The organism is Oculatella sp. FACHB-28 (assembly GCF_014696015.1).
GTDB lineage: Bacteria > Cyanobacteriota > Cyanobacteriia > Elainellales > Elainellaceae > JAAUTN01.
On record NZ_JACJPJ010000045.1, the window covers coordinates 129,634 to 154,965 of the forward strand.

The following is a 25,332-nucleotide window of genomic DNA, read 5'->3' on the forward strand; positions in this document are numbered from 1 at the left end:
TAGGAACTGAGTCCTGTTGCTAAGACTGAGGCATCGCCCGAATGATGGCTTCCCCATCCAAAACCGCCAACATATCGCCACCTGACTTCCACCAGTAGCCTCGCAAAAAAGGCGCTAGCTGCGGCGAGACGGCTGTGCGAGGTAGGGGCTGAATCATTTCTGGGTCGCACCACTCAATGTCTTCGACTCGATTAACGACTAGACCTAGCATTTGGTTTCGAGCAGAGCCTGCTTTGTGGTTACGAACCTGAAGGATTACAGCAGGAAAGGCTGAAACATTAGTTGCTTGTTGGTACCAGGGCATAAAGCCACACAGGTGCCCCAAGTCCACCGTCCATAAGATCTCACCTCGCCAGTTGTAAACTCCCATGACCCAGTCCGGCATATGCGGAATGGGGGTAACTCGTTCTGTTGGCAAGGTCAGCACTTCCGACAATTGCTGAATGGGCAAAAGAACGGTGGCATTTGGAAAAAGATATAGCCGCAAGAACTGCTCACTTGCGCCGGAACTAGCAGAAACAATATCTTGCGCTGGCGCAGATGATGCAAGCTGCAAATGAGCAGACGGTGACCCGGAATCTGAAATTGACAGAAAGTTAGACATTAATTTGTCCAGAATTCGTTCAAAGTTTGTTCAGAACTGAGCCAGGAATTACAGCCATTTTCGGATGGGTAAGCCATAGCGTAGGGGCAGTTCGCAAACTGCCCCTACAGGGACTTGTGGTTGATCGAAGTGGAAACTGCTGTAAGTTGCGATTAGGGTTTGATCAGTTGCTTAACCGTGCGTAAAAACTCTTCTTGATCAATGGGTTTGGATAGGTAGGCAGCAGCTCCCTGCTTCATGCCCCAAAACTTATCCATCGCACTGCCTTTGGTCGAGCAAATAATCACAGGAATATCGCTGGTGTCGGCTCTTTCTTTTAATTCTCGACAGACCTCAAAGCCGCTGCGTCCTGGCAGTACAACGTCTAAAACCACAACATCAGGTTTTTGTTTGGTAATCGTTGCTAAGGCTTCTTCTCCACTTTGAGCAACTAAGACATTTACCCCGCCTTGCTGCAAACAGTGAATCAAAATCTGCATATCTGTTAGCGAGTCATCCACAACTAGCGCCGTACCCATCGCATTCACCTCAAGAAATAAGTCACAGAACTGTTAGTGTCAGTGGTCTAGTGTCAGTGGTCAGTAGCCACAGAAAAGCGGGCTGTATTGGGGTCACTAGATGCAGATCCACTGACTGGATTTTCCCTGGATGCGCCCCGGTCGGTGGGTGCATGGTTATTGGCCATACCCTGATTTAAGTGCTTACGAACTGCACCCAGCACTGCTTCAGCTTCTAAGGGTTTAGTGAGGAAGTCAGTCGCTCCAGCGGAGCTAGAGCGGAGACGGCTCACAAATCCGTCATTCCCAGTCAAGATCACAATCGGGGTGTCTCGAAAACAGGAAATTTTGCGCAACTTTTCGCAAATCTCGTAGCCATTCGCCGTTGGCATGACCAGATCTAGAAAAATCAGGTCGGGCTTGCGAGAGAGCAAAATGCTAATGGCTCTCAAAGGATCGTTAACCCCCACAAATTGATAACCAGCGGATGCAATAATTTTTTCCATCATGTTGCAAACCCAGAAGCTGTCGTCAATGCAAGCGATTAGTGGACTTGCTACTGGTTCTTCTACAGGTTTTTTAGGAATTGCTGGAGCTAGTGCTTTGGGAGGCTGTTTCTGCAAAACAGGAGTAGGTAGGTCAGCGATGCTGATGAACCCGACCCAACCCATTTGGACAAAGGGCAACAGCGAGGTTGCGATCGCCGCCACGTCTCGCTGCATCTTGACTGACAGGTCGCGCAGGGTTTGCTGTCCGTCCAGGAGTTCGACCAGATTTTCGTAAAAGCGGGCTGAACTGAGTTTTCGCAACTGTTCCTGCTGTTTGATTACGGGTGCTTTGTTGGGCGAATAGTCGCTAAGCTTCGCGTCTTGCCAAGTGCGCTGGAGCCTCTCAACCTGGGCGATCGCCCCTCCCACATCAACCAAACCCAGGTGTACAAACGTGGACAAAGAACGGTCTTGATTAACCTGGTCGGTCAAATCTACTGCCTGAGTCACATCAAACAGCACCTCGATCACAATGTCGCAAATCACCCGTGCAGCCTGCTCACGGGTGATTTTTTGTTGAGTCACCCAAAGCTTTAATAGCGCATATTCCCAGCCAATCGTCAGATCAGCACTGCCGCGCTCGAATTCTGCATCGGGTGCCATGTCGCGATCGCCAATCCAGGGACAGTGAATCGCCAAATTTCTGCGCCATCGCCTGACCGGATGAGTGCCGCCTGTAGCGTACACAACAGAGCCTTGAGACAGATAAAAAGTCCACTGCTGACCTGCTGGCTCTACATGTACCAGCTGACCGCTGAAGTGAAGCTGCTGCAAATTTTTGAGAAACCAAATCGTATGTCTCAAAGCACCAAACCTCCGCTTAGACGGGAGGGAAAATTTGTTTATTTCAGGAAAGCCACGGCTGACAAAAAAGCTTGACCTGCTAAGTGCAGACAAGAATCTGAAATCACATCCAAAAAGCGGCGATCAATCCTTTAACCCGGTAAATTGCTAGCCCTGTTTGTGGAGGTAGATGAATTGTGATTTCTGCTACAGAAAATTGCTAATCTTGCAACTGGTAGTGCAACGGTTACAGTCTGACTTCGTTTGAAGATGATAGCTTGGAAACAAACGATTTGGTAGAACTTCGTGAAAGACAAGTTGAAACCTAAATACCTCTTGCCTGTGTTGCTTGTGTTACACCCAAATGTGTTCATCGTATGTGCATTATATAATCTTATACCTAATTAGGGTTTTGCAAGGTGTAAAAGCAGAGTTAATAGAATCTTCAAAAATGTTATTGCATCGATTCATAGTATGAGCTGGTGCATTAATTCACTAAATTCTTGTGCGTTAAATGTGCGTATAAATCCGACTAAAATTATTTTGATAATCTACTCCGAAACTGATAGTTTTAATAATCCCAAAGCGTTTACGAGCCTAATCCTTTAGGGGATGACTTCTCACAATTCTATCGCCTTGCAACTCAACTTATATCTACTTATCTGGACTTTTTTGGACTAGAAAACTGATGCGCCAGAACGTTAATTGTGTTTCTATACACTGGATAGATTTCTTGCTTTAGACGGACATTTTAGATGTCAAACGAGTTGAAACCAAGCAAAAAATAAACAAAGAAACAGCTTAAATTAAAGAGAATCTAAATAGCAGCAGACGTTTAGAGAAACCCTGAAATTGCTATTTAATGCACTCGTGGCTCAAGTGCAGATTTTATAGGGGTGTTGCACGGTGCAATCTCCATTCTCGTTAAAATGAGCAGCAAGAAGCAAGTCGCCGACTATACCGTCATGACTGAAGTGCCAACAAACTCGACCCATCCCAAAACACGGTCAGAATGGCGTGCTTGGTTAGAACAACATCACACACGCGACAAAGGGGTTTGGCTCATCAGCTACAAAAAAGCAACGGGAAAGCCGCGATTTGACTATGAAGAAGCGGTAGAGGAGGCGCTGTGTTTTGGCTGGATTGACAGCAAAGGCAACAAGCTGGATGAGGAGCGATCGCTTCTCTGGTTTGCCCCCCGAAAACCTGGTACTGGCTGGTCAAAACTAAACAAAGAACGAGTCGAGCGATTAATTGCACAGAATATGATGATGCCTGCGGGACTGACAAAAGTTGAAGCTGCTAAGCAAGATGGTTCCTGGAATGCCCTGGATGCGATCGAGGCGCTAGAAATTCCGCCTGATTTAGAAACAGCCTTGGCTAGCTATGCCGAGGCAAAACAGAATTTTGAAGCATTCCCACGCTCGGTTAAACGGGGCATTTTAGAATGGGTTGCTGCGGCTAAGAGACCCGAAACGCGGACTAAACGCATAAACGAGACAGCTCAATTAGCAGCTCAAAATCTGCGAGCGAATCAATGGCAAAGGTAATTAAGAAGAATTCAGCAAAGGAAATGAGGTGAGTTTATGCTCCAAGCATTACAGCAGCCAATCACATTTGATGAATTTTTCGAGTGGCTACCCGAAACTTCTGAATGCCGCTATGAGTTACGCCGTGGGGCTATTGTAGAGATGCCAAAACCAACAGGCAAGCATTCAAATGTATCTGGCAATTTAGCTTATGAGTTGGGCGCTGCGATTCGTCAGGCAAACTTACCCTACTTCATTCCCAGAGAATGCATTGTCCGTTCGGTAGATGGTAATTCTGGATATGAACCCGATGTCATTGTTTTGGATGAATCTGCACTAATAGATGAACCTCAGTGGGAAAGCGGTTCTATCATCACGTTGGGCAAATCGGTCAAAATTATTGTGGAAGTCGTTTCAACTAATTGGCGAGATGATTACTTCATGAAGCTTGGGGAATATGAAGCATTAGGCATCCAGGAATATTGGATTGTAGATCACGTCGCATTGGGTGGACGACGTTTTATTGGCAATCCCAAACAGCCAACAATCACAGTTTGCCAATGGGTAGATGGAGAATACGAGTTGCAACAATTTCGAGCAGGCGATCGCCTAAACTCACCCACCTTTCCCAGTTTAAAACTAACTGTCGATCAGATTTTTGCGACAGGATAACAAATTCCCCGGTGCCCTAAAGGATGTAGGTTGGGTGGAACAACGTGAAACCCAACACTTGCGTAGATTCTGTTGGGTTCCGCTTTGCTTCACCCAACCTACTGTATATCAATAGTTTTTAGAGTTTTGTTAGGCAACTAGGTCACTTCTTTGAATAGAGCGCGATCGCCCCCTCTCCTCAAGAGCGATCGCCCCTTCCCTTTTATCCTTATCCTTCTCGTCTGCGATCGCGAGTCAAGATACTCATCACTTCACCAGAACTGGGCGCAGGTAAAAGCGGACTCCAGGCACTTACTTCGGCGAAACCGCGTCGATATAGGTCGTGAATTGTTTCAATTACACCATCGCGAGAGCCGATCACTAAAATTCGTAATCGTTCACGATCGGGACTTTGGAGAGCGGCAACTTCTCTCTCAACGGGTGATGCGCTGGGAGATTCTAAAAAACAGTGAGACATGATTTGTGACTCCTTAGGGTTTTTGAGGAAACCCCAAAAACCTAGCCACCCCGCACTTTTTTGACACGACAAGTCGGGGTGGCTAAGGAGTGTTAAAATTCACCGTTAGCCGCCAGACTGCTTCTACCAGTTTGGGGGTTAGTCGCTCAAAGCTGTTACCAGCAGCGATGAGCGACGCTAGATTTTTGGGTCGTGGCGGCTGTCTTGTGTAAGAAAAACAACCTTAACGTGAGAGCATATCTGGGATGATGTCTCCTCGTCAAGATGTTGGGGCAATAGTTTTGCTGACAGCAGTACGCGATCGCCGACGATCTGATTTGCGCGTTCCGCCTGCCATTTCATACTCATTGCTATTTTTGCCATATCGAGAGGCAACATTCAACAGCATGTGTTCAGAGTAATCGTTTAATGCCCGCTCTGCTTCGAGCAAGTCATTTTGAGTTTTATCCACCAGCGATCGCGCCTGGTTATGGGCAGCTAGCTTTTCTTTCACGTCCTGCAACCTTTCGTTGTAGATGACAAGAGAAAATCCATTCTCAAAGTTAAGGGTGGGGCTAATTGTTTCCATTCCCTCAATCCGGCGTTCTGCTTTGGTCTGTGCTAACGAGTTTCTTCTCTTTTGCGGCATTACACAATCCTTTAACAGTGAGTAGAGCAACCTGAAATCACTTGACATCGGTTGAATTGACCCCATCAAAATACGCAATTCGCAAAAGTACCAGGTTCAGTAAAGCCACAGAACTTTCGAGAGCAACAAAATTGGCGATCGCCCTTCACGCCCGTATTTTTGCTGGAAATTGTAAACAAAAACAGGTTTAAGAGTTTAAAACCCGATCTTTAAATTCAAAACAAGGTTTTGTGAGTTTGAAATCAGGTTTTGTAAGTTCAAAACAAGGTTTAAGAGTTTAAAACCTGATTTTTAAATTCAAAACAAGGTTTTGCGAGTTTGAAATCAGGTTTAAGAGTTTGAAATCAGGTTTTGGGAGGGGCGATCGCTTTGAGCGATGGCTTAGCTCAGCCAGGAGATTTGAGAAATCTAGTTTTTGCCTAAACAGCGTAGGGGCTTAGCATTCGGCAGATAGATCCCGCAATAGACCCAAAATCCTCGCCCGAATGCTAAGCCCTTACAGGAGACGTGCGCCACTTTTCAAATACCTTATAGATCTGTATCTAGCGATCGCACTCCAACAAGCAACCCCGATTAGGACTGCTTAAGATAGCAACAGCCGCGATAACGTAAAACCACCGTTGCGTCTGGAACCCAGGATTGGGGTTGAGAATGCCAAGTGCCTCCGCGATAGGTTCCATTGGCAGCAAATGATACGTTTTCAGATGTTGTAGGACGGCGATAGGAAATACCGCGATAGGTGAGGCGATCGCCCAAAACTTCTTTACTGGCTGCGATCGGACCTGCCTCGAAACCTTGGTCAAGAATAGCTTGAAACAGGCTGAAATGATGAGAAAACAGCATGAGATTATTCTCCTTGGGAGTTCTTGAAGAGATATACAAATGATGTAATGCCTGGCGCAGGTGTAATCTTTGGCGTGATTTCCCTGCGCTATATGTTTAAGTTAAGGTTGCCGCTGAGATTTGTCGGTATGAAAAGGTCAGGGAAAGTCAGCAGTGATAGACAGATTTGTGGCTACAGTATTGGGTAATGATTTAGTGATTACCGATGACTCAGGAAGAACTGCTGCAAGTAATCGAACAGGCGGCAAGAGATGGGAGGAGAACGCTTGACCTCGCTGGAGAGGGATTAACAGCTTTACCACCTGAAATCGGTAAGCTAACTCAGCTTAAACACCTGATTCTCGGTAAGTGGTACTACAACCATGAGGAAAGACGTGGCGAGTACATTGGCAACAATTTGAAAGCTTTGCCGCCAGAAATCGGACAGCTTATCAATCTCAAAAAACTTTGGGCTTCTGCTAATCAACTAAGCAACCTGCCTGCTGAAATCGGTCAACTCACCAGTCTGCGATCGCTCAAGCTCGACGAAAATCAATTGAGCAGCCTGCCTGCTGAAATTACTCAACTGACAAACTTGCGATCGCTCAGCCTTAGCGATAATCAACTGAGCAGCCTACCTGCTGAAATTGGGAAACTCATCAATCTGCAATCACTTGACCTCACCGGTAATCAACTAATCAATTTGCCTGTTGAGATCGTTCAACTTGCCAGTTTGCGATCGCTCAACCTCACCGGCACCGAATTGAGCAGTCTACCTGCTCAATTCGGTCAACTCACTAGTCTGCGATCGCTCGACCTCATCTTCAATCAACTGAGCAGCCTACCTGCTGAAATTGGGAAACTCATCAATCTGCAATCACTCGACCTCACCGGTAATCAACTAATCAACCTGCCTGTTGAGATCGTTCAACTTGCCAGTTTGCGATCGCTCCACCTCGGGTTCAATCAACTGACTAGTCTACCTGCTGAGATTGTTCAACTCATCAATCTGCAATCACTTGACCTCCGCGAAAACCAACTGACTAGTCTACCTGCTGAGATTGTTCAGCTCATCAATTTGCGGTCGCTCAACCTCAGCAACAATCAATTGAGTAGCCTACCTGTAGAGATCAAGCAAATCCCTCAACTTACACGACTAGAGTTGCAGGGCAATCCGCTTCCCATTCCTCCCGAAATTCTGGGGAGTTCCCGGAACAGTCTGGGCAAACCTACCAATACTTTAAAGTCCTACTTTCAAGTCCAAGACTCAGACGAAACTGAAGCGCTCTGCAGGGTGAAGTTCTTGATTTTAGGGGAGGGAGGAGTGTGCAAAACGTCTTTAGAAAGAAGGATTGCCGACGAAGCTGAAGCTTACGAACAAACTAAATCTATTGACATTTTAAGGTTCTACTTTCAAGTCCAAAAGCCAGAAGAAACTGAGTTGATCTATGAAGCAAAGCTCTTGATTTTAGGAGAGGGAGGAGTAGGCAAAACGTCTTTAGCAAAAAAAATTGCCGACGAAGCTCACGAACTACAAGACGAAAACACCACCCAAGGTATTGATGTGATTCGTTGGCAGTTTGAACTGCCGAACGGTCAACATTTTCGCGTCAATATTTGGGACTTTGGTGGACAGGAAATCTATCATCAAACTCACCAGTTTTTTCTCACTGAGCGTTCCCTCTATCTTCTAGTTGCCGATACACGCAAGGAAAATACCGATTTTTATTACTGGCTCAGCGTAGTGGAACTGTTGAGCAACAACAGCCCCATTTTGATCATCAAGAATGAGAAACAGAACCGCCGGTGCGAAATCAATGATCGCCAATTCCGAGGAGAATTTAACAACCTTAAAGAAACCTTGGCTACAAACCTTGCTGACAACCGAGGCTTGCAAGAAATCAAAGATGCAATTCAGCTTTATATCAGCAGACTGCCTCATATGGGTACTCGCTTACCTAAAGTATGGGCGAAAGTTCGATCTGTTCTAGAAAGCTATACTCGCAACAACTACATCAGCCTCGATGAATACTACCGGCTATGTCGACTCGACGGCTTAACCGATCAGCAAGAGATGCTATCGCTAATTCGCTATCTTCACGACATCGGCGTTTGTCTACATTTTCACACCGATCCACTGCTCAAAAAGACTGTCATCCTCAAGCCAGAGTGGGGCACTGCTGCCGTCTATAAAGTGCTGGATAATGAAACTGTTATAAACAACCTCGGCTATTTCACCCAGGATGAGCTTGCCGACATCTGGAGCAATGCTGAGTACGCCGATATGCGAGATGAGTTGCTGCACCTGATGATGCGGTTCAAGCTTTGCTACGAAATTCCGGGTCGTCCCCACACCTACATCGCGCCCAACCTGCTCTCCGTCAACCAGCCCGACTATGACTGGGATGAGACCGATAACCTGAGCCTGCGCTATGAATATGAGTTCATGCCCAAAGGCATCCTCACCCGTCTGATTGTGGAAATGCATCCCTGGATTGAGCAGCAGCTAGTCTGGAAAAACGGTGCCGTTCTGCACAAAGACCAGACTCGCGCCGAAGTGATTGAGCATTACAACCAGCGAGAAATCCGAATTCGCGTCACCGGAAGCCGCAAAAAAGAACTGCTGGCCGTCGTCACCTACGAACTCACAAAGATTCACCAATCCTACGAACGCTTGCAGTATGACACCCTGGTTCCCTGCAACTGTGAGAAGAAATGCAAAAACAGCCAAATGCCCTATTCCTACCCCCTAGAAACGCTACGTGAGTTTCTGGATGACCAGGCATACCTCATCCAATGTCAAAAAAGTCGGCAAATGGTAGATGTTCGCAGACTAATTGATGATGTTTTGTCCCAAGAAATTGAACTAGAGCAAAAGTATCTCGTCAGACCAGCTCGTCTGCCCACTCCCGCAGAATCCCTCCAACGAGAACTGGAGCAAGCGCGGGAAAAGTCACTCAATCGTCAATCGAGGCAACCTTCTATGACAGAAACAGCCAGTCGCAATCAGGTTTTTGTCAGCTACAGCCATCAAGATCAGAACTGGCTAAAACAGCTTCAAACTCACCTCAAGCCGATGATTCGCAACCAAACGCTAGACGTGTGGGACGATACCCGCATTCAACCCGGTGCAGAATGGCGAAAAGACATCGAGACAGCTTTATTGGCAGCAAAGGTTGCAGTCCTGCTAGTTAGCCCTGACTTTTTGGCATCCGATTTCATTGCAGACCAGGAATTGCCCCCACTTTTGAATGCGGCTGAGCAAGAAGGATTGACCGTATTTTGGATACCGATCAGCTACAGTTCCTATGAGGAAACCGAGATTGCAAAATATCAGTCAGCTCATCCTCCTCAGAAACCTTTGGATAGCCTCTCTCCACCGGACCTAAACTTTGCCCTAGTAAACATCTGCAAGAAACTTAAAGCAGCATTTGTAGGAACGTAGGACGAGCAAAGAGCGAGCGCTCGTCCCCATTTAATCGCTTATGTCCATCTGCTTGATTCGGGAGGAGTATGGGCTAATGGACTAGCTTTGCCCATCCCACGTTCAATGCTAGAGAGCGTTAAGTTCATTTTGAAGATTGGGAATTAACTCTTCAATCTCCTTGTCTGAAAGATGCTCCAGGATTTCAGACTTCCAGGTTCTTACAGAATCCTTGCAATTAAGCTCATAAATTAATATGCGTGCGCGCTCATAAGGACTAACGTATCTTGATTGTGCAACAAGATCTGCATAATCTTCCCATGTCGGATGAGGCTCCCAGCATTCAACCAACGCTTTAATGAAGCATTTAGTGGCATGGATTTCACTATTAAAGCGATCGCCACAATGGGCTAACCACCCTGCATACCCAATTAGAGCTCTACATGCTGTTTCTAAATGATTTACATGTCCTTCGATCGCTTGTTGTAACGGAAGATAGTTTAGATCAACACCCATCGCAATTAACTTATCTAAATAAAGTAGAAGCACTTCCAGAAGTTCTTCGTCCACATCAAGAGAAGATAAACTCTGCAAACTACTTTCCTTTCTCATAGCCCTTTGATCAATGCGTACAAACTTGGAAAGCACCATCTTCTCTAGAAGAAGGATGCCTGTAAGGATAGTAACAGATACATTTTGAGCGTGACTAAATACCAGAATGCGATCGCCTGCATTAAACAGATATAAACACCTCATTTCTATTCATTAAATAGAGGTACATTTGTCAAGCAATAGATTGAATTATTAACTACTAAATTTATTCAATAATGTTAACTTTTCTAAACGATTGGATTAAAAATATATCGACGGACAGGGGTGTCACACCAGTTAAAGTGTTACACAAGAAACAGACAAAAAATTGCTCCAAAAAGCAAAGATTAAAAGCGGTGGGAAGCTTGCAGCGCAGGCAGCCCCAATTTCTATTAGTAGACCGCGTTTTAGATCGAGTGAAGTGCGCTCGCGTCAAAGTTACCGTTTCTTTATCTATTTCGTTTGCTCAAAATAAGCAACCTTTTGTCTGACTTGTTGCCTCGAAGCTGGAAGTTTGATTAACTCGCTGACCTCACTATCTTCGCTTGTCATCTTCGCCCGACAATTTCCGACAATTTATGAATTACCTTAACAGATATGAATGTTAATCAGCAGATTCGCAGACTCAAACACTTTCTGCAAACACACCTTCTGCAAACGCTGTCATCCCGCCGTCTGCGCCTGTGGGGGATAGCGATCGCCGCTTTTTTAGGGGTGATTTTTTATGGGGTTGTGGTGTTAAGCCAGCAGCCCGTTACCATTAGTTTTTTAGTGAGTGCCCTGGAAGCAGAACAGTTTCAGCCACTAGTTGAGCAGTTTGAATCAGAAAACCCAAACATTCGGATTCAAATTGCTCCCGCTCCCAACGCCTCTGATGCAGTTGAAGGATTATACACCTCATCATTTTTGTTGGGCGACTCGCCCTATGATTTGGTGCTAGCTGACATTACCTGGATTCCTAAATTTGCGGCTGCAAACTGGCTGCTTCCACTTTCCGACCGGATCTCTGAAGAAGAGTTATCGGCTTTCCTCCCGGCCGATATTGAAGGTAGCCGCTACGAAGGTGAGCTATATCGGGTGCCAATGCGCTCCGACGTTGGCGTACTTTACTACCGCACTGACTTACTAGAAGAAGCAGGTTTGGAGCCACCAGACACCTTTGAGGAGTTGATTGAAGTTTCCCAACAGCTAAAACAAGGCGATATAGATTGGGGCTATGTCTGGCAAGGCGCGCAATACGAAGGACTATCGGCAGACTTTGTCGAAGTGCTAGCCGGGTTTGGCGGCTTTTGGGTTAATCCTGAAACGCAAGAAGTGGGTCTTGACCAACCTGAGGCGATCGCCGCCGCTGAGTTTTTGCGCAATACCGTGACCGAGCGTGTTTCACCCCCTGGTGTCACCAACTATCAAGAGGTTGAAACACTACGGGTATTCCAAAACGGTAACTCCGCTTTCATGCGAAATTGGCCCTACGCTTTCCCAGAGGTTAACCAGGAAGGCTCTCCCATCAATGGAAAAGTGGGCATCAGACCTATGGTTTCCAGTGCTGAAGGCGAAGGCGGTGCCTGCTTAGGCGGATGGGGATTTGGCATTTCCGCAAGTTCTCCTCATCCTGAGGAAGCCTGGAGAGTGATCGAGTTCATGACCAGTGAGGAAGCCCAAAAACTGTTTGTGATGGAGTATGGCTATGTGCCTAGCCGCGTCAATCTATTTACCGATCCTGAAATTGTAGGTCGATATGGTCACTATCCACAGTTGTTAGAAATTGCAGAGCAGGCTGTGTTGCGTCCACCCGTGCCACAGTATACGCAGGTATCTGATATTCTTCAGCGCTACCTGAGTTCGGCAATTTCTGGACAAATTTCTCCAGAACGGGCAATGGAGCGGGCAGCAGGTGAAACCCGCCGATTGCTCGGCAGATATAACAACAACGCATAGAGAGGCGATCGAATGACCACAACAACGGACCCAATTCGCGCCAGAGAGCAACGCACCGGCTGGTTGCTGCTTGCACCAGCTGCTCTCATTCTGCTGGCGATTTACGCCTATCCAATTGGTCGTGCTTTTGTACTCAGCTTCTTCACCGAAAACCTGAGTACTGGCTTAGAGCCTGTTTTTTCAGGCGTTGATAATTATGTACGAATGGCTTTGGATGGGCGGTTTTGGCTCAGTATCTGGAATTCAACCATTTTCACGGTTGTTTCCCTCATTCTGGAACTGATTCTAGGAATGGCATTTGCCCTGATTCTAGATCAAGCCTTTCGTGGCAGAGGCATCGTCAGAACGATCGCCATCTTGCCTTGGGCCCTACCCACTGCCATCATCGCCTTGGCATGGCGCTGGATTTTCAATGACCAATATGGCGTGTGGAATGACATGCTGGTGAATTGGTTTCACATTCTGGAAAATCCCGTGAACTGGCTAGGAAATCCCACCTGGGCAATGATCTGCGTAATTGCGGCAGACGTTTGGAAAACCACTTCTTTTGTCAGCATTTTGCTGTTGGCAGGCTTGCAGTCGATTTCTCAAGACCTGTATGAAGCTCATTCAATTGACGGTGCAACGCCCTGGCAGAGCTTTCGCCAAATCACGCTGCCGCTGCTGATGCCGCAAATTTTGATTGCTAGCTTATTCCGCTTTGCTCAAGCCTTTGGTATTTTCGACTTGCCTCAGGTTATGACGGGTGGCGGTCCTGGTGGCGCAACGGAGATGGTTTCTCTCTACATCTACGCAACGGTGATGAACTATCTAGACTTTGGCTATGGGGCAGCACTAGTAGTTATCACATTCCTGGTGTTGGTTGCTGTAGTAGCGTTGTCTACTTTCTTCTTATCCAAAGTTCGTAACGCAACAGGAGTTCAGTAAGCCATGACCACTACAGCCCATGATACTCCTCGCCAAACTCCGCCTGCGGGTCATTCTACACCTGGAGCACAGAGTTTTCCGCTAAAAAAAGTGTTGCTTTGGGTTGCCATCATTGCCGTTGTCCTCTTTAGCTTAGGGCCCGTGCTGTGGCAATGGTTAACCTCAATCAAAACTAATGATGCGATTACAGAATTGCCTGTAGTCTACTTTCCGGCTCCCAATCAGTACACCTTGCAGCATTACATTGAGCTGTTCACACGGGAACGGTTTGGCGCTTACATTTTCAACAGTGCGTTTGTGGCAATCACATCTACCCTGTTGTGTTTGGCGATCGGGTCGCCTGCGGCTTACGCACTGGCACGACTGCGGCTACCAGGAGAGCAATTCATTCTAGCAGCCGTGTTAATCGTCACACTGTTTCCTTACATTTTGCTGTTTTTAGGATTGCTGGAAATTGTTCGAGTAACGGGACTTGCCAACAATTATTTAGCGCTGATCATTCCCTACACGGCGATCAACTTACCTTTAACCATTCTGGTGATGCGAAGTTTCTTCCAACAGTTGCCTCGCGATCTGGAAGATTCTGCCAAGGTGGATGGATACAACACAGTGCAGATGTTGACTCAGATTGTTCTACCCATGACGCTCCCCGCATTGGTGACAACAGGAATTCTGGCTTTCATCTTTGCCTGGAACGAGTACATTTTTGCACTCACTTTCATGACCCGTGAGAACCTGAAAACGATTCCTGTTGCAGCAGCTCAGTTGGGTGGCACCACGTTATTTGATGTTCCGTTTGGTCCTCTAGCGGCTGCAACAATTGTGGGCACGCTGCCGCTGATCCTTTTGGTGCTGTTCTTCCAGCGCAAGATTGTTCAAGGTTTAACATCTGGTGCGGTGAAAGGATAGGAAAAACCTTTCGACATTGTCAACTGCTATCTCTATTTAAAAGTCATGGCTAAACTTGAATTAAGACATTTAAACAAGACCTACAGCCCGAAGATTGTTCCTGTGAAGGATTTGAGCTTGGCAGTAGAAGATGGAGAGTTTCTCACATTTGTGGGGCCTTCAGGATGCGGGAAGTCTACTACGCTACGAATGATTGCTGGATTGGAGCAGCCAACCAAGGGCGAAGTGCGAATTGGCGATCGCAATGTCAACGCAAAAGCACCGGGCGATCGCAACATTGCAATGGTGTTCCAGAGCTACGCGCTCTATCCGCACATGACCGTGCATGACAACATTGCTTCAGGTTTAAAGCTGCAAAAAGTTCCTTCCAATGAAATCCGGCACCGAGTTGCTGAAACAGGGCACATCTTGGGTTTAGAGGAACTAATGGATCGCAAACCCGCCAAGCTATCAGGCGGACAACGGCAGCGGGTTGCCTTAGCTCGGGCGCTGGTACGTCGCCCCGACGTATTTTTGTTAGATGAACCGCTGAGTAACCTGGATGCATTGCTGCGAGAACAGGTGCGGGCAGAATTAAAGCAAATCTTTGATGCTCAAAGCACACCTGTGGTTTATGTGACCCACGACCAAACCGAAGCGATGACCCTTTCTACAAAAGTGGCCGTCCTCAACAATGGTTATTTGCAGCAGCTAGACGCACCGCATGAAATTTACAACAGACCTGCAAACCAGTTTGTAGCTGGATTTATTGGCAGCCCACAAATGAACCTGTTGACGCTTAAGTGTCAGGGCAATAACGCGATTCTAGGTGATTACAGGATCCCGATTCCAGGCGGATTTGCACCGCCACCCGAAATTGTGTTGGGCATTCGTCCTGAACACGTTCGTCTAGCTCGACCCGATGAGCGGCAAACAATCCAAGGTCAAGTTTTCCTGGTTGAAAACCTGGGTATGAGCTACCTGCTTAGCGTTCGGATAAAAGGCGCAGAAAATGTCACCGTTCGGGCGCTACTTTCGGCAGATCAGCGCTGGAATAACGAAGACCTTACCTTGGCATTACCACTGGAGTCAATTCACTGGTTTAATGCTCAAAATGGCGATCGCCTCCCCACCACCCACGAGGAAGCCCACCTAGACCAGGGTATTCCGGTTAAGCGTTAAGTCCTTTATAGTAAACCACAAATCCCTGTAGGGGCAGTTCGCGAACTGCCCCTACAGGGATTTGTGGTTTACCCAAGCAGAAATGTAACGAGCTTTCTTATTGAGGATTTACATCTTCAACGGTTGCATCCCCTACACCTAGCAGTACTTCCAGAGAGTGTCCATCCTGACGAGCTCTAACTGCTTTACGATAAACAGAGTGATCGGTTGGCAATGTTCGAGTTTGTCCGTCAGTCGTGTAGGTCAATGAGTATTCCACGGTTTTGAGCAGTTCTGGAGTGCCGATTTGTTCCAGCGATCGCTTTCTGCCCTCCAGCTCCTCTGCCGTTGGGCGCGGCGGCAACTCCGGCCACCATAGTCCCTGATCATCTGGCCCAGTCACCGCACCGTCAGCCTGTTCACCATTTTGATTGAGCAGCGAGGTCGAGGCAAATTCCTCGGTGCGAGTGCGGCGGCGATCGCTTGGATCAGTCGTATACTCAACTCGCCAAGTATAAGTCGTTAAAGCAGTTGCTTCATATTGGGTCGTTGCAACTGTCGTACAACTTGAAACAATGCACCCTAAAGTAACTCCAGCTGCACCCACTAAAAACCGATGAATTGAACTCATAACAATTGAGCAATTTTTACTTCAATCCTAAAGTCGTTCCTACAGTTTGGCAGCTTTGAGCATGTGATAAGTAATTAAAAGCTGCGTTAGGGCCAGTGGATGGCTTTGCAAAATCTCACCCGTCGTGCCAACGACTTTACCAATCGCTTGATTTCCATTCAAGCTACAAAACTGCCCCAGGTAAGGAACCTCATTACAGAGAATTCGTTCTAGCTCCCTAACCTGTTCCACAGTCGCGTGACCATCGATTCCTAAAACGTCTACAGGCTTACCCATATCTCGATCTAGCTCCAACCGAATGGCTGAACCCAAATGGTTGCCATCCGGCTTGAGAACGTGAACCAAATCAGGGTGCGGAATCGTAGGTCGCAACACCAAGTGCACATTCAGCAGCAGATCGTCCTGCGATTCTTCGCTAGAAGGATAAAAGGTGACTATCACATCTGCCCACTGGCGCTGAGGTCGAATAAACGCTTCTGAATCAGGTTCCCGCTTTTGTAATTGCTCCAAAACCTGCTCGCTGTTATAACCCCGCTTGGCGGTATCTCGCTTAATTTTCCAGGTTGCCCGCAATGGTTCTGGCGGTGCTAGATAAACTTTGACATCGTAGCTGTCTCGCATTCCACGAGTTGAGTAACCCAGCAAACCCTCAACAATTACATATTTGCTAGGTTTAATGTAAACAGGCGGGTCAAAAGTACCCGTCTTATGGTTATAAATCGGCTTTAGAATTGGCTGCCCGGTGCGAAGAAGCGCTAAGTGTTGCTGGATGATATCAAGATAGTTGCAGTCTGGATGCAGGGCTGAAATCCCCATTTCGGCTCTCTGCTGGCGATCGTAGCGATGATAGTCATCGGTGCAAATCACCGTAACGTCTTCTTCTCCCAAGACTTGAGCAATACCTTTCGTCAGAGTCGTTTTACCAGCCGCGCTGTCGCCAACAATACCAAGGATAATAGGGCGATCAGTCATGGCTTCCTCCTGTTCAGGGATAAGGACAACGTCAATCAAAGATTGAATGCAATAATTTTAAGGTTAATTGGGGACGGCAATTCTTTTACTTAACATCAGTTCGATTTAGGGTGAGCAACCGTAGCCGTTCTTATTTTGCATTAGCCCAACTAATCAGAGCGATCGCCCAAATATAAAAGCGGTGTAGGCACAGCCCACACCGCTATAAACCCATAATAGGTTTTCAAACTTTACTGTCGTGATTAGTCAACAGCTTGAGGTAACAACTCTCGCTTCTCACCTTGAAGTACCTGCACCTGCCCGTCATCGTTTACGTCAACGATAGCGGTATCCCCTTCTTTGACGCGGCCGGAGAGGATTTCCTCAGCCAGACTATCTTCCAAGAGGCGCATGATCGCTCGGCGCAAAGGCCTTGCACCGTAAGAAGGATTGTAACCTTCTTCCACCAGACGATCTTTGAAGCGCTCTGTGACTTCCAGGGTGATTCCCTGTTCTCTCAAGCGACCAAAGACTTCGTTCAACAGAATGTCGGAGATTTCCTTGACTTCGTCCTTCGAGAGTTGACGGAAGACAATGATCTCGTCGAGACGGTTGAGGAATTCTGGGCGGAAGTACTGCTTCAGTTCTTCGTTGACCAGAGAGCGGATTCGAGTGTACTGGGCATCTGCTTGATTTTCCGAGGAAACCTCGAAGCCCAAACTGTTTCCACCCTTCTCAATCACCTTAGAACCGATGTTAGAGGTCATGATTAACAGCGTGTTCTTGAAGTCCACTGTGCGTCCTTTGGCGTCGGTCAAGCGACCGTCCTCCAGGATTTGCAGCAACATGTTGAACACGTCTGGGTGCGCTTTCTCAATCTCGTCGAACAACACAACAGTGTATGGACGACGACGCACTGCTTCAGTAAGCTGCCCCCCTTCGTTGTAACCAACATAACCGGGAGGTGAACCAATCAGTTTAGAAACTGTATGGCGCTCCATAAACTCGGACATGTCAAGGCGGATCATTGCTTCTTCGGAACCAAAGAAGTAAGAAGCCAGAGACTTAGCAAGCTCTGTCTTACCTACCCCGGTTGGTCCAGAGAAGATGAAGCTAGCGATGGGTCGGTTGGGGTTCTTCAATCCAACACGAGCGCGGCGAATCGCGCGCGAAATCGCTCTGACGGCTTCTTCCTGACCAACAAGGCGCTGGTGCAGGGTGTCTTCCATGTGCAGTAGTTTCTCAGACTCGGATTCGGTCAGCTTATTGACCGGAACACCTGTCCAGGAAGCAACGATTTGAGCAATATCCTCTTCATCCACAATCGGGGAAGTGTCTTCACCGTCTGTGGATTCTGTGGTTTTCTTGCTCTGAGCGATCGCCCGAATCTCAGCTTTGATTTCCATTTCGCGATCGCGCAATTCTCCAGCCCGATCGAAGTCTTGAGAACGAACCGCATCATCTTTGTCCTTGAGGACTTGGCGCAGTTCCTTATCTAGCTCCTTAGCGGCAGGAGGAAGCTGAGAATTGATCAAGCGAACGCGAGAACCTGCTTCATCAACCAGGTCGATTGCTTTGTCAGGTAGGTAGCGGTCTGAAATATAGCGGTCGGAGAGCTTAGCGGCTGCTTCGAGGGCGGCATCAGAGATTTTCAGCTTGTGATGCTGCTCATAACGCTCTCGTAAACCGTGTAGGATCTCGATTGTCTCAGGTACGGTGGGTTCACCGACCATGACAGGCTGGAAGCGGCGCTCTAGAGCGGCATCTCGCTCGATGTGCTTACGATATTCATCCAGGGTCGTTGCACCGATGCACTGAAGTTCACCCCGCGCCAAGGCTGGCTTGAGGATGTTAGCAGCATCGATCGCCCCTTCTGCAGCACCTGCACCAATTAGGGTATGAACTTCGTCAATTACCAGGATGACGTTCCCAGCTTGACGAATCTCATCCATAATCTTCTTCAGGCGCTCTTCAAATTCACCTCGATATTTGGTGCCTGCAACCAGCAGACCAATATCTAAAGTGACAACGCGCTTTTCTTCTAGGATGTCAGGGACATCGTTGTTAGAAATGCGCTGAGCCAAACCTTCAGCGATCGCGGTTTTACCTACTCCAGGTTCACCGATTAGAACAGGGTTGTTCTTTGTACGGCGACCTAGAATTTGAATAACTCGCTCAATTTCTTTTTGACGACCAACAACGGGGTCAAGCTTGCCCTCAGCGGCCATCTGGGTCAGGTTAGCCCCAAATTCGTCCAGGGTTGGAGTTTTGGTACGACCTTGACTGCCACCAGCAGAAACCTCTGCGGTTTCTCCTAGCATCCGAATGACTTGGGTTCGAACTTTGGAAAGGTCAACTCCCAAGTTCTCCAGAACCCGTGCGGCGACTCCTTCCCCCTCTCGGATTAAACCCAAGAGTAAGTGTTCAGTCCCAATGTAGTTATGCCCCAGTTGACGAGCCTCTTCAAGCGACAGTTCTAGGACGCGCTTGGCTCGTGGTGTGAATGGGATTTCAACGGCGACGAAGCCAGAGCCTCGGCCGATGATTTTTTCGACTTCAATCCGAGCGTCTTTGAGATTGACGCCCATTGATTTCAGCACTTTGGCGGCGACGCCGGTCCCTTCTCCAATCAGACCCAGGAGGATCTGCTCTGTACCCACGAAGTTATGTCCCAGGCGACGTGCTTCTTCCTGGGCAAGCATAATCACCTTAATGGCTTTTTCTGTGAAGCGTTCAAACATGGCGTTTTTCCATCACCTGCTGCGTGCCGGTACTGCTGATTCTAGCATAGGGAAACGGACTGGTTGCCACCTGTACAACAACCAGCCCATAGTAGTAGTTATCAAAGCTTCAGCAGATTAATTGGCTAGGAATTTTTGCCTAGAGGATGTCGATTTTACTTCCCGAAAAGAAATCACATCATGAAGGTGTCCCCAAGTCAAGGGATCTTTCGGGTTGGATATAAACTTTCATCAGTTACGGGCAAACTCCATCCGGACTGGCATAAGCGATCCAAGATCTGACTTTGCCAAATCTTTAGAGTTTGCTGAAACTCAGGACGCTGTAAGCCATTGTGCCAAAGGATCAGGGCATCTTCCCCAGTGTCTTGATAGTAGCGTCGTCGTCTTCCCACCTCGCTGAAGCCAAATTTTTGATAGAGGGCGATCGCCGCTCGATTAGAAACCCGCACTTCTAAAGTTGCCCATTCTAAACCCCGTTTCCAAGCCGACTGCAGCAGTGCCCAGAGTAAAATTTGCCCTAGCCCCTGTCGCTGATAGTCAGGATGAACTGCAAGGATAGTAATATGCGCTTCTTCTAGAATTGCCCAAAGGCAGGCGATTCCTAAGAGAGGAAGTGTGGAAGGTTCAGGAGAAGTAGGTTGACTATTCCAGTCTTCCGTCTCCAATCTTTGCTCCTGTGCTTCCGACTCTTCTTGCCCCCGCCCCCCGCCTTTAGCCCCTAACCCCTCTTCCCCCAAATTTTCTAGTACTAGTAAATCACTATTGGGGCTGTCAAGTTCTCGCTTATAACCATCTAGTGTCCACAGACCTCCTAGAGCAAGCTGATCTAGCTCTACGGCAGCGGCGAGTTGGTCTGAAGTTAGAGACGCTATTTTGAGGAATTTCAAACAAACCTTGAAGGAATGACTTAAGGATGCACAGCCCTCAATTGTACACTAGGTAATAGAACGCAATAATTACTAATTTTCTTAAGGACATCGCAAACGCAATGGTATCGACTCCCGCTGTGGGGACAAATTCTGGTTGCCAGTATTTACCACATCCCACGACTGCTCAGCCTTCGCCCAATCAGTATTTGCTGCCGCTGACTGCTCAAGTTAATTCGCAAGACCATTTGCAGATTGGTGGCTGCGATGTGCCTGCACTAGTTCGGCAATTTGGTTCACCACTCTACGTTTTGGATGAGCAGACGTTGCGAACGGCTTGCCGTCAGTACCGCGATGCCTTCAAGCGCTACTATCCGGCTGAGTCACTGGTGATTTACGCCTCAAAAGCCTGGAACTGTTTGGCAGTTTGTGCGATCGCCGCGAGTGAAGGGTTAGGCATCGACATAGTTTCGGGGGGCGAGCTCTACACAGCGCTACAGGCTGGCGTTGATCCCAAAGTACTTTATCTACACGGCAACAATAAATCGTTAGAAGAGTTGCAGTTGGCGATCGCTTCTGGCTGCACGATTGTCGTGGACAACTGGTTTGAGCTACAAACACTGGCAGAGTTGACGCACGGCAAAAATCCTCCATTGCCGATCATGCTCCGCCTTACTCCAGGAATTGAATGCCACACCCACGAATATATTCGCACCGGGCACCTGGACAGCAAGTTTGGCTTTGATCCTGACCAGCTAGATTCAGTCTTTCAGTTTATTAGTCAGCAGGAAGGACTGGAATGCATTGGGCTTCATGCTCACATCGGCTCTCAAATTTTTGAGCTACAGCCCCACCAGGACTTAGCAGGTGTCATGGTGCAATGGCTTAGCAAAGCCTCACAACATGGACTGCCTATCAGAGAGTTGGATATTGGTGGTGGCTTAGGAATTCGTTACACCGAGTCAGACGATCCACCCAGCATTGAGGAATGGGTGCGGGTAATTTGTGAAAGCGTCGTCAAGGCTTGTGAGGCGCAACAAGTTCCTCTACCGAAGCTGATTGCCGAACCGGGGCGATCGCTGATTGGGTCTGCCTGTGTCACGGCTTACACAATCGGTAGCCAAAAAGTGATCCCAGGTGTACGAACTTACGTTAGTGTAGATGGCGGCATGTCTGACAATCCTCGACCGATCACGTATCAGTCGGTGTACCGGGCAGTTGTTGCTAACCGAATGTCGGCAGACTGTACGGAGACAGTAGCGATCGCCGGAAAGCACTGTGAATCTGGCGACATTGTAATCAAGCAAGCTCACCTGCCAAAAACTCAGCCAGAAGATATCCTCGTCGTTATGAACACAGGAGCCTACAATTACAGCATGGCTTCTAACTACAATCGGGTTCCTCGCCCAGCAGCAGTTTTAGTCAACCAGGGAGAAGCTAGCTTAATCTTGCAGAGAGAAACCTACCAAGATTTGATTCGACAAGATTGCATACCAGAAAGACTGATGTCCAAGGATGAGGGATGAAGGATATAAGGATGAAGGGTAAGCAAAGTCCACCTGTTTTCTGGCTACCTTCTGATTAACTGAAGCACCCCTATTCCGTTGCTAACAACAACAGAACTGCATTTGCGTTCCTTCCTTCATCCTTCCCAAGTCCCCTTCCAACCCGCGACGCAAGAATAACTAGATCAATCAGATGGGATCTCTGTTGGAGCAATGGCTGAAAAACCTGAGCTGGACTCAGTCCTTGCTTTCCGCGATCGACATTGGGTTGGTTCTGGTTTTAACCTACATGGTGCTAATCATCATTGGAGAACGACGGACTCTATGGATGGTAAGAGGACTAATCGTTCTTATGCTGGCAGCAGCACTTAGCAGTACGCTTAATCTCAAACTGCTCAGTTTTGTGCTGGAAAAACTGGTGATCGGCTCCGCTGTAGCAATGGCCTTTATCCTGCAAGCTGAGTTTCGGCGCTTTCTAGAACAGCTTGGGCGGGGAGAAATCGTACAGCTATTTAAGCCCGCTCATGCAGCCATTCCTAAACCTGATAGCGTCATTGATGAAATTGTGGATGCTGTCAAAGAGCTTTCTCAAAATCGAACCGGTGCATTGCTGATTCTGGAAACAAATCGCCCGATTGACGAACGAGACTTTTCGGTACCAGGGGTTCGCATTAACGCAGAAGTTTCTAAGGAACTGCTGCAAACCATTTTTCAAACCACCACCCTGCTGCACGATGGGGCAGTCCTAATTCGAGGCTCTCGCGTTGTAGCGGCGGGAGTAATTTTGCCGATTTCTGAGCGGACGGCCTCCCGCCAACTTGGAACTCGCCACCGAGCCGCTATGGGAATTACAGAACGAGTCGAAAATTGCCTGTGCGTTGTTGTATCCGAAGAAACAGGGTCAATTTCCTTAGCTGAAAGGGGTACTCTAAACCGACCCTTAACCAGCAGTAAACTGAGAGAGCTTTTGCGGGATCGCTTCTCTCAATCTGTAGAGCGTGAAGCAGTTGCCCCTCAACTGCGGAGCCTGGGTCGTCAGTTAAGTACCCAACTAAAAGCATTGTTTTTGCGTTTAATTCGCCTTTCATCGTCGGCTTCTCGGGAGAAAAAATGACAGCCAAATCAACCCTTTTGCAACTGCCTGCTGATTTGGATCAGGAACGCTTACCCAGGCATGTCGCTGTAATTATGGACGGCAATGGTCGCTGGGCAAAGCGGCAAGGTTTACCTCGAATCATGGGACACCGCCGAGGAGTAGACACGCTCAAAGACTTGCTGCGTTGCTGCAAAGATTGGGGAGTTAAAGCACTGACGGCCTATGCTTTTTCAACAGAAAATTGGGGCCGCCCGTTAGAAGAAGTTGACTTCTTGATGACGCTGTTTGAGCGGGTTCTGCGCCAGGAACTGCGGGAAATGATGGCTGAGGATGTGCAGATTCACTTTGTCGGCAATTTAGATGCACTGCCGCGATCGCTTAAGGCTGAAATTGAACGTTCAATGCTAGAAACCCAGAAAAACCAGGGTATTCAGTTTACAGTAGCGACTAATTACGGCGGCAGGCAGGAAATTGTTCAGGCTTGTCGGGCGATCGCCACCCAAGTGCAGCAAGGGCTATTGCAACCCGATCAGATTGATGAGGCTATATTTGAGCGTCATCTTTACACAGCTGGCATTTGCGACCCTGATTTATTAATTCGCACTAGCGGCGAGATGCGAATCAGCAACTTTTTACTCTGGCAGGTCGCATACGCTGAGCTTTACGTTACTGAAACCCTCTGGCCCGACTTTGACCGCGCTGAGTTTCATCGTGCCCTCTGTGCCTATCAACAGCGCGATCGGCGTTTTGGGAAAGTAAAGAGTTAGTTTATGCTCCGATAAAGAGTTAATTTGCCGATTTTTTAGGGAGAAGGTCGTCAGGAAGGGGAGAGGGAAATACTTCTGCGTTTACTGACTCAAAAGTTCGGGGCGATCGCCTCTCCTCTTCGACAGCAAATTCACTTGCTTTCCCTTAACCAGCTAGAAAGTTTGAGTGAAGCACTCTTAGACTTTTCAGATGTAGCAGATTTGGTAGTTTGGTTAGAAGCAAATCAAAACTCTAGATGAGCGCCAATTTATTTCAACAGATCCAGTTTCGAGGGGTCATGGACCTGTAAAAATTGCCTCATCCAAATCCCTGCGGCTGAGGGAGTACTTGAATGAGCGCTGAATGTCTTGCCCATCTTCTCCAGCCCGGATGTAGCGTACATTTAAGGAGTCAACATCCAGCCAAAGCTCTGCTTTCCAGTTGAGCTGTTCAATGTGCCAACAGTGAATGTCCAGACTGTCCTGATGGCATCCCTGAGAAATGAGCCATTGTTCAATATCGGGTAAGGGATGGTTGTAAAGGGGAGTATCAGCCGAGGGAAGAGTCATAGCAGCAGAGTCATACATGAACAGTTGCAAAAGAGTTTGGATCAACCAAGTTTGATGTAGAAGTCAAATCAACAGAAGCGGGTTGATCTGGGTTTGATGGCGTCAGAACAGAAGGAGTTTCTCCTGATTCTACAGAATTGGAGTCAGAAGCATTCGATTCGATCGCAGGCTGCATTTGAATCAATTCATCATCCACGGATGGAGTTTCTAGAGACGAAGCTGACGAATTGTCCTGGGGCAAATCTACAGTTTGCTCTAGTTGAGGTATGGGATGAGAAATTTCCTGCTGAATCTGGGCTTGGCTAAACGGTCGAAAAGCTATCTCACCCCGAGTCAGACCAATAGTCACAACAAGAATTAGACAGCAGACAAAAGTAATACCGAGGATAAACAGAGCAAACACCTCACCCGGGGAAAGGGGCCGATCAGTAGGGTCAAGATACGCAGAGGAACGAAAGCTTTTTGACCGAGAAGCTGAACGGCTGAGGTCGGTTGAGGATTGAATTACGGATACGCGAGAGTAACCAATCTTTAAGTCGTAAGCAAATCGCCGTTCGGGGCTACTTAGCGTAGCATAGGCTTCGTTCAACTCCTGAAATTTGGCGATCGCCACCGCCGCAGGCAGAGTCGTAGTGTCTGGATGATAAAGCTTACTCAGTTCGCGGTAAGCCCGACGAATTTGCTGAGCAGATGCTGAGGGAGGCAGCCCCAGCAACCCATAGTAGCTATTAGCCAGCCTTTGCTCTGGCGTTTCCTG

22 protein-coding genes and 2 pseudogenes are annotated in these 25,332 nt (G+C 47.8%); 11 read left to right on the forward strand and 13 right to left on the reverse strand.

Annotation, left to right across the window (positions count from 1 at the left end):
* Positions 1–19 precede the first annotated feature (19 nt).
* The 3 genes from H6F88_RS07680 to H6F88_RS07690 form a co-directional block, all read right to left on the reverse strand.
* Positions 20–604, reverse strand: a complete 585-nt coding sequence (locus H6F88_RS07680; protein ID WP_190642154.1) for a chemotaxis protein CheW — start codon at positions 602–604, stop codon at positions 20–22.
* Positions 605–756: 152 nt separating this feature from the next.
* The gene (locus H6F88_RS07685) at positions 757–1,122 is read right to left on the reverse strand and encodes a response regulator (protein WP_190642155.1); all 366 of its coding nucleotides are present in this window, start codon (positions 1,120–1,122) and stop codon (positions 757–759) included.
* A gap of 53 nt (positions 1,123–1,175) precedes the next feature.
* Positions 1,176–2,453, reverse strand: a complete 1,278-nt coding sequence (locus H6F88_RS07690) for a response regulator (RefSeq protein ID WP_199333498.1) — start codon at positions 2,451–2,453, stop codon at positions 1,176–1,178.
* Positions 2,454–3,361: 908 nt separating this feature from the next.
* Here H6F88_RS07690 and H6F88_RS07695 point away from each other — a divergent pair.
* Positions 3,362–3,982 carry a YdeI/OmpD-associated family protein gene (locus H6F88_RS07695; protein ID WP_242050445.1) on the forward strand — a complete coding sequence of 207 codons (621 nt, stop codon included), beginning with the start codon at positions 3,362–3,364 and terminating at the stop codon, positions 3,980–3,982.
* 36 nt (positions 3,983–4,018) lie between these two features.
* A complete protein-coding gene (locus H6F88_RS07700) occupies positions 4,019–4,633 on the forward strand; it encodes a Uma2 family endonuclease (protein ID WP_190642156.1) in 615 nt (204 codons plus the stop codon).
* A 208-nt stretch (positions 4,634–4,841) separates the two neighbouring features.
* On the opposite strand, the gene H6F88_RS07705 is transcribed toward H6F88_RS07700, so the two are convergent.
* The 3 genes from H6F88_RS07705 to H6F88_RS07715 all read right to left on the reverse strand — a co-directional run bounded on the left by H6F88_RS07705 (position 4,842) and on the right by H6F88_RS07715 (position 6,561).
* Positions 4,842–5,090 (reverse strand): hypothetical protein, encoded by a 249-nt coding sequence (locus H6F88_RS07705; RefSeq protein ID WP_190642157.1) that lies wholly within the window; start codon positions 5,088–5,090, stop codon positions 4,842–4,844.
* 259 nt (positions 5,091–5,349) lie between these two features.
* Positions 5,350–5,718, reverse strand: coding sequence for a hypothetical protein (locus H6F88_RS07710; RefSeq protein WP_190642158.1), 369 nt, complete (start codon positions 5,716–5,718; stop codon positions 5,350–5,352).
* A 573-nt stretch (positions 5,719–6,291) separates the two neighbouring features.
* Positions 6,292–6,561 (reverse strand): DUF4278 domain-containing protein, encoded by a 270-nt coding sequence (locus H6F88_RS07715; RefSeq protein WP_190642159.1) that lies wholly within the window; start codon positions 6,559–6,561, stop codon positions 6,292–6,294.
* 205 nt (positions 6,562–6,766) lie between these two features.
* Here H6F88_RS07715 and H6F88_RS07720 point away from each other — a divergent pair, with 205 nt between their 5' ends.
* Positions 6,767–9,985: a COR domain-containing protein gene (locus tag H6F88_RS07720; protein ID WP_190642160.1), complete on the forward strand. Its 3,219-nt coding sequence runs from the start codon at positions 6,767–6,769 to the stop codon at positions 9,983–9,985.
* 108 nt (positions 9,986–10,093) lie between these two features.
* Here H6F88_RS07720 and H6F88_RS07725 read toward each other — a convergent pair whose 3' ends face one another.
* Entirely contained in the window at positions 10,094–10,720 is a 627-nt protein-coding gene (locus tag H6F88_RS07725; protein ID WP_190642161.1) for a hypothetical protein, read from the reverse strand.
* Positions 10,721–11,152: 432 nt separating this feature from the next.
* Here H6F88_RS07725 and H6F88_RS07730 point away from each other — a divergent pair, with 432 nt between their 5' ends.
* The 4 genes from H6F88_RS07730 to H6F88_RS07745 are packed head-to-tail and all read left to right on the forward strand — an operon-like array spanning position 11,153 to position 15,490.
* Positions 11,153–12,493, forward strand: coding sequence for an ABC transporter substrate-binding protein (locus H6F88_RS07730; RefSeq protein WP_190642162.1), 1,341 nt, complete (start codon positions 11,153–11,155; stop codon positions 12,491–12,493).
* Between the two features lie 12 nt (positions 12,494–12,505).
* Positions 12,506–13,420: a sugar ABC transporter permease gene (locus tag H6F88_RS07735; RefSeq protein WP_190642163.1), complete on the forward strand. Its 915-nt coding sequence runs from the start codon at positions 12,506–12,508 to the stop codon at positions 13,418–13,420.
* 3 nt (positions 13,421–13,423) lie between these two features.
* Complete coding sequence (locus tag H6F88_RS07740; protein ID WP_190642164.1) at positions 13,424–14,329, forward strand: carbohydrate ABC transporter permease; 906 nt, start codon at positions 13,424–13,426, stop codon at positions 14,327–14,329.
* Between the two features lie 45 nt (positions 14,330–14,374).
* Entirely contained in the window at positions 14,375–15,490 is a 1,116-nt protein-coding gene (locus H6F88_RS07745; protein ID WP_190642165.1) for an ABC transporter ATP-binding protein, read from the forward strand.
* A 97-nt stretch (positions 15,491–15,587) separates the two neighbouring features.
* Here H6F88_RS07745 and H6F88_RS07750 read toward each other — a convergent pair whose 3' ends face one another.
* The 4 genes from H6F88_RS07750 to rimI form a co-directional block, all read right to left on the reverse strand.
* A complete protein-coding gene (locus tag H6F88_RS07750) occupies positions 15,588–16,100 on the reverse strand; it encodes a hypothetical protein (RefSeq protein ID WP_190642166.1) in 513 nt (170 codons plus the stop codon).
* 39 nt (positions 16,101–16,139) lie between these two features.
* Positions 16,140–17,072: a phosphoribulokinase gene (locus H6F88_RS07755; protein WP_190642167.1), complete on the reverse strand. Its 933-nt coding sequence runs from the start codon at positions 17,070–17,072 to the stop codon at positions 16,140–16,142.
* Positions 17,073–17,314: 242 nt separating this feature from the next.
* On the reverse strand, positions 17,315–19,792 hold the full coding sequence (locus H6F88_RS07760) for an ATP-dependent Clp protease ATP-binding subunit (protein ID WP_190642168.1): 2,478 nt from the start codon (positions 19,790–19,792) through the stop codon (positions 17,315–17,317).
* A gap of 197 nt (positions 19,793–19,989) precedes the next feature.
* Complete coding sequence (rimI, locus tag H6F88_RS07765; RefSeq protein WP_190642169.1) at positions 19,990–20,679, reverse strand: ribosomal protein S18-alanine N-acetyltransferase; 690 nt, start codon at positions 20,677–20,679, stop codon at positions 19,990–19,992.
* Positions 20,680–20,780: 101 nt separating this feature from the next.
* Here rimI and lysA point away from each other — a divergent pair, with 101 nt between their 5' ends.
* The 4 genes and pseudogenes from lysA to H6F88_RS07785 form a co-directional block, all read left to right on the forward strand.
* Complete coding sequence (gene lysA, locus H6F88_RS07770) at positions 20,781–22,184, forward strand: diaminopimelate decarboxylase (RefSeq protein ID WP_190642170.1); 1,404 nt, start codon at positions 20,781–20,783, stop codon at positions 22,182–22,184.
* Positions 22,185–22,356: 172 nt separating this feature from the next.
* A complete protein-coding gene (cdaA, locus tag H6F88_RS07775) occupies positions 22,357–23,277 on the forward strand; it encodes a diadenylate cyclase CdaA (RefSeq protein ID WP_190642171.1) in 921 nt (306 codons plus the stop codon).
* A complete protein-coding gene (locus H6F88_RS07780; RefSeq protein ID WP_190642172.1) occupies positions 23,274–24,026 on the forward strand; it encodes an isoprenyl transferase in 753 nt (250 codons plus the stop codon). The genes cdaA and H6F88_RS07780 overlap by 4 nt, the downstream gene beginning before the upstream one ends.
* Before the next feature lie 54 nt (positions 24,027–24,080).
* Positions 24,081–24,266 (forward strand): annotated as a pseudogene (locus H6F88_RS07785) (DUF4351 domain-containing protein); the annotation flags it as partial.
* Positions 24,267–24,302: 36 nt separating this feature from the next.
* Here the strand turns inward: H6F88_RS07785 and H6F88_RS07790 are convergent.
* Together H6F88_RS07790 and H6F88_RS34325 are read right to left on the reverse strand one after the other, a co-directional pair.
* Positions 24,303–24,575 (reverse strand): DUF3143 domain-containing protein, encoded by a 273-nt coding sequence (locus H6F88_RS07790; RefSeq protein ID WP_190642173.1) that lies wholly within the window; start codon positions 24,573–24,575, stop codon positions 24,303–24,305.
* 310 nt (positions 24,576–24,885) lie between these two features.
* Positions 24,886–25,311 (reverse strand): annotated as a pseudogene (locus tag H6F88_RS34325) (J domain-containing protein); the annotation flags it as partial.
* Positions 25,312–25,332 lie beyond the last annotated feature (21 nt).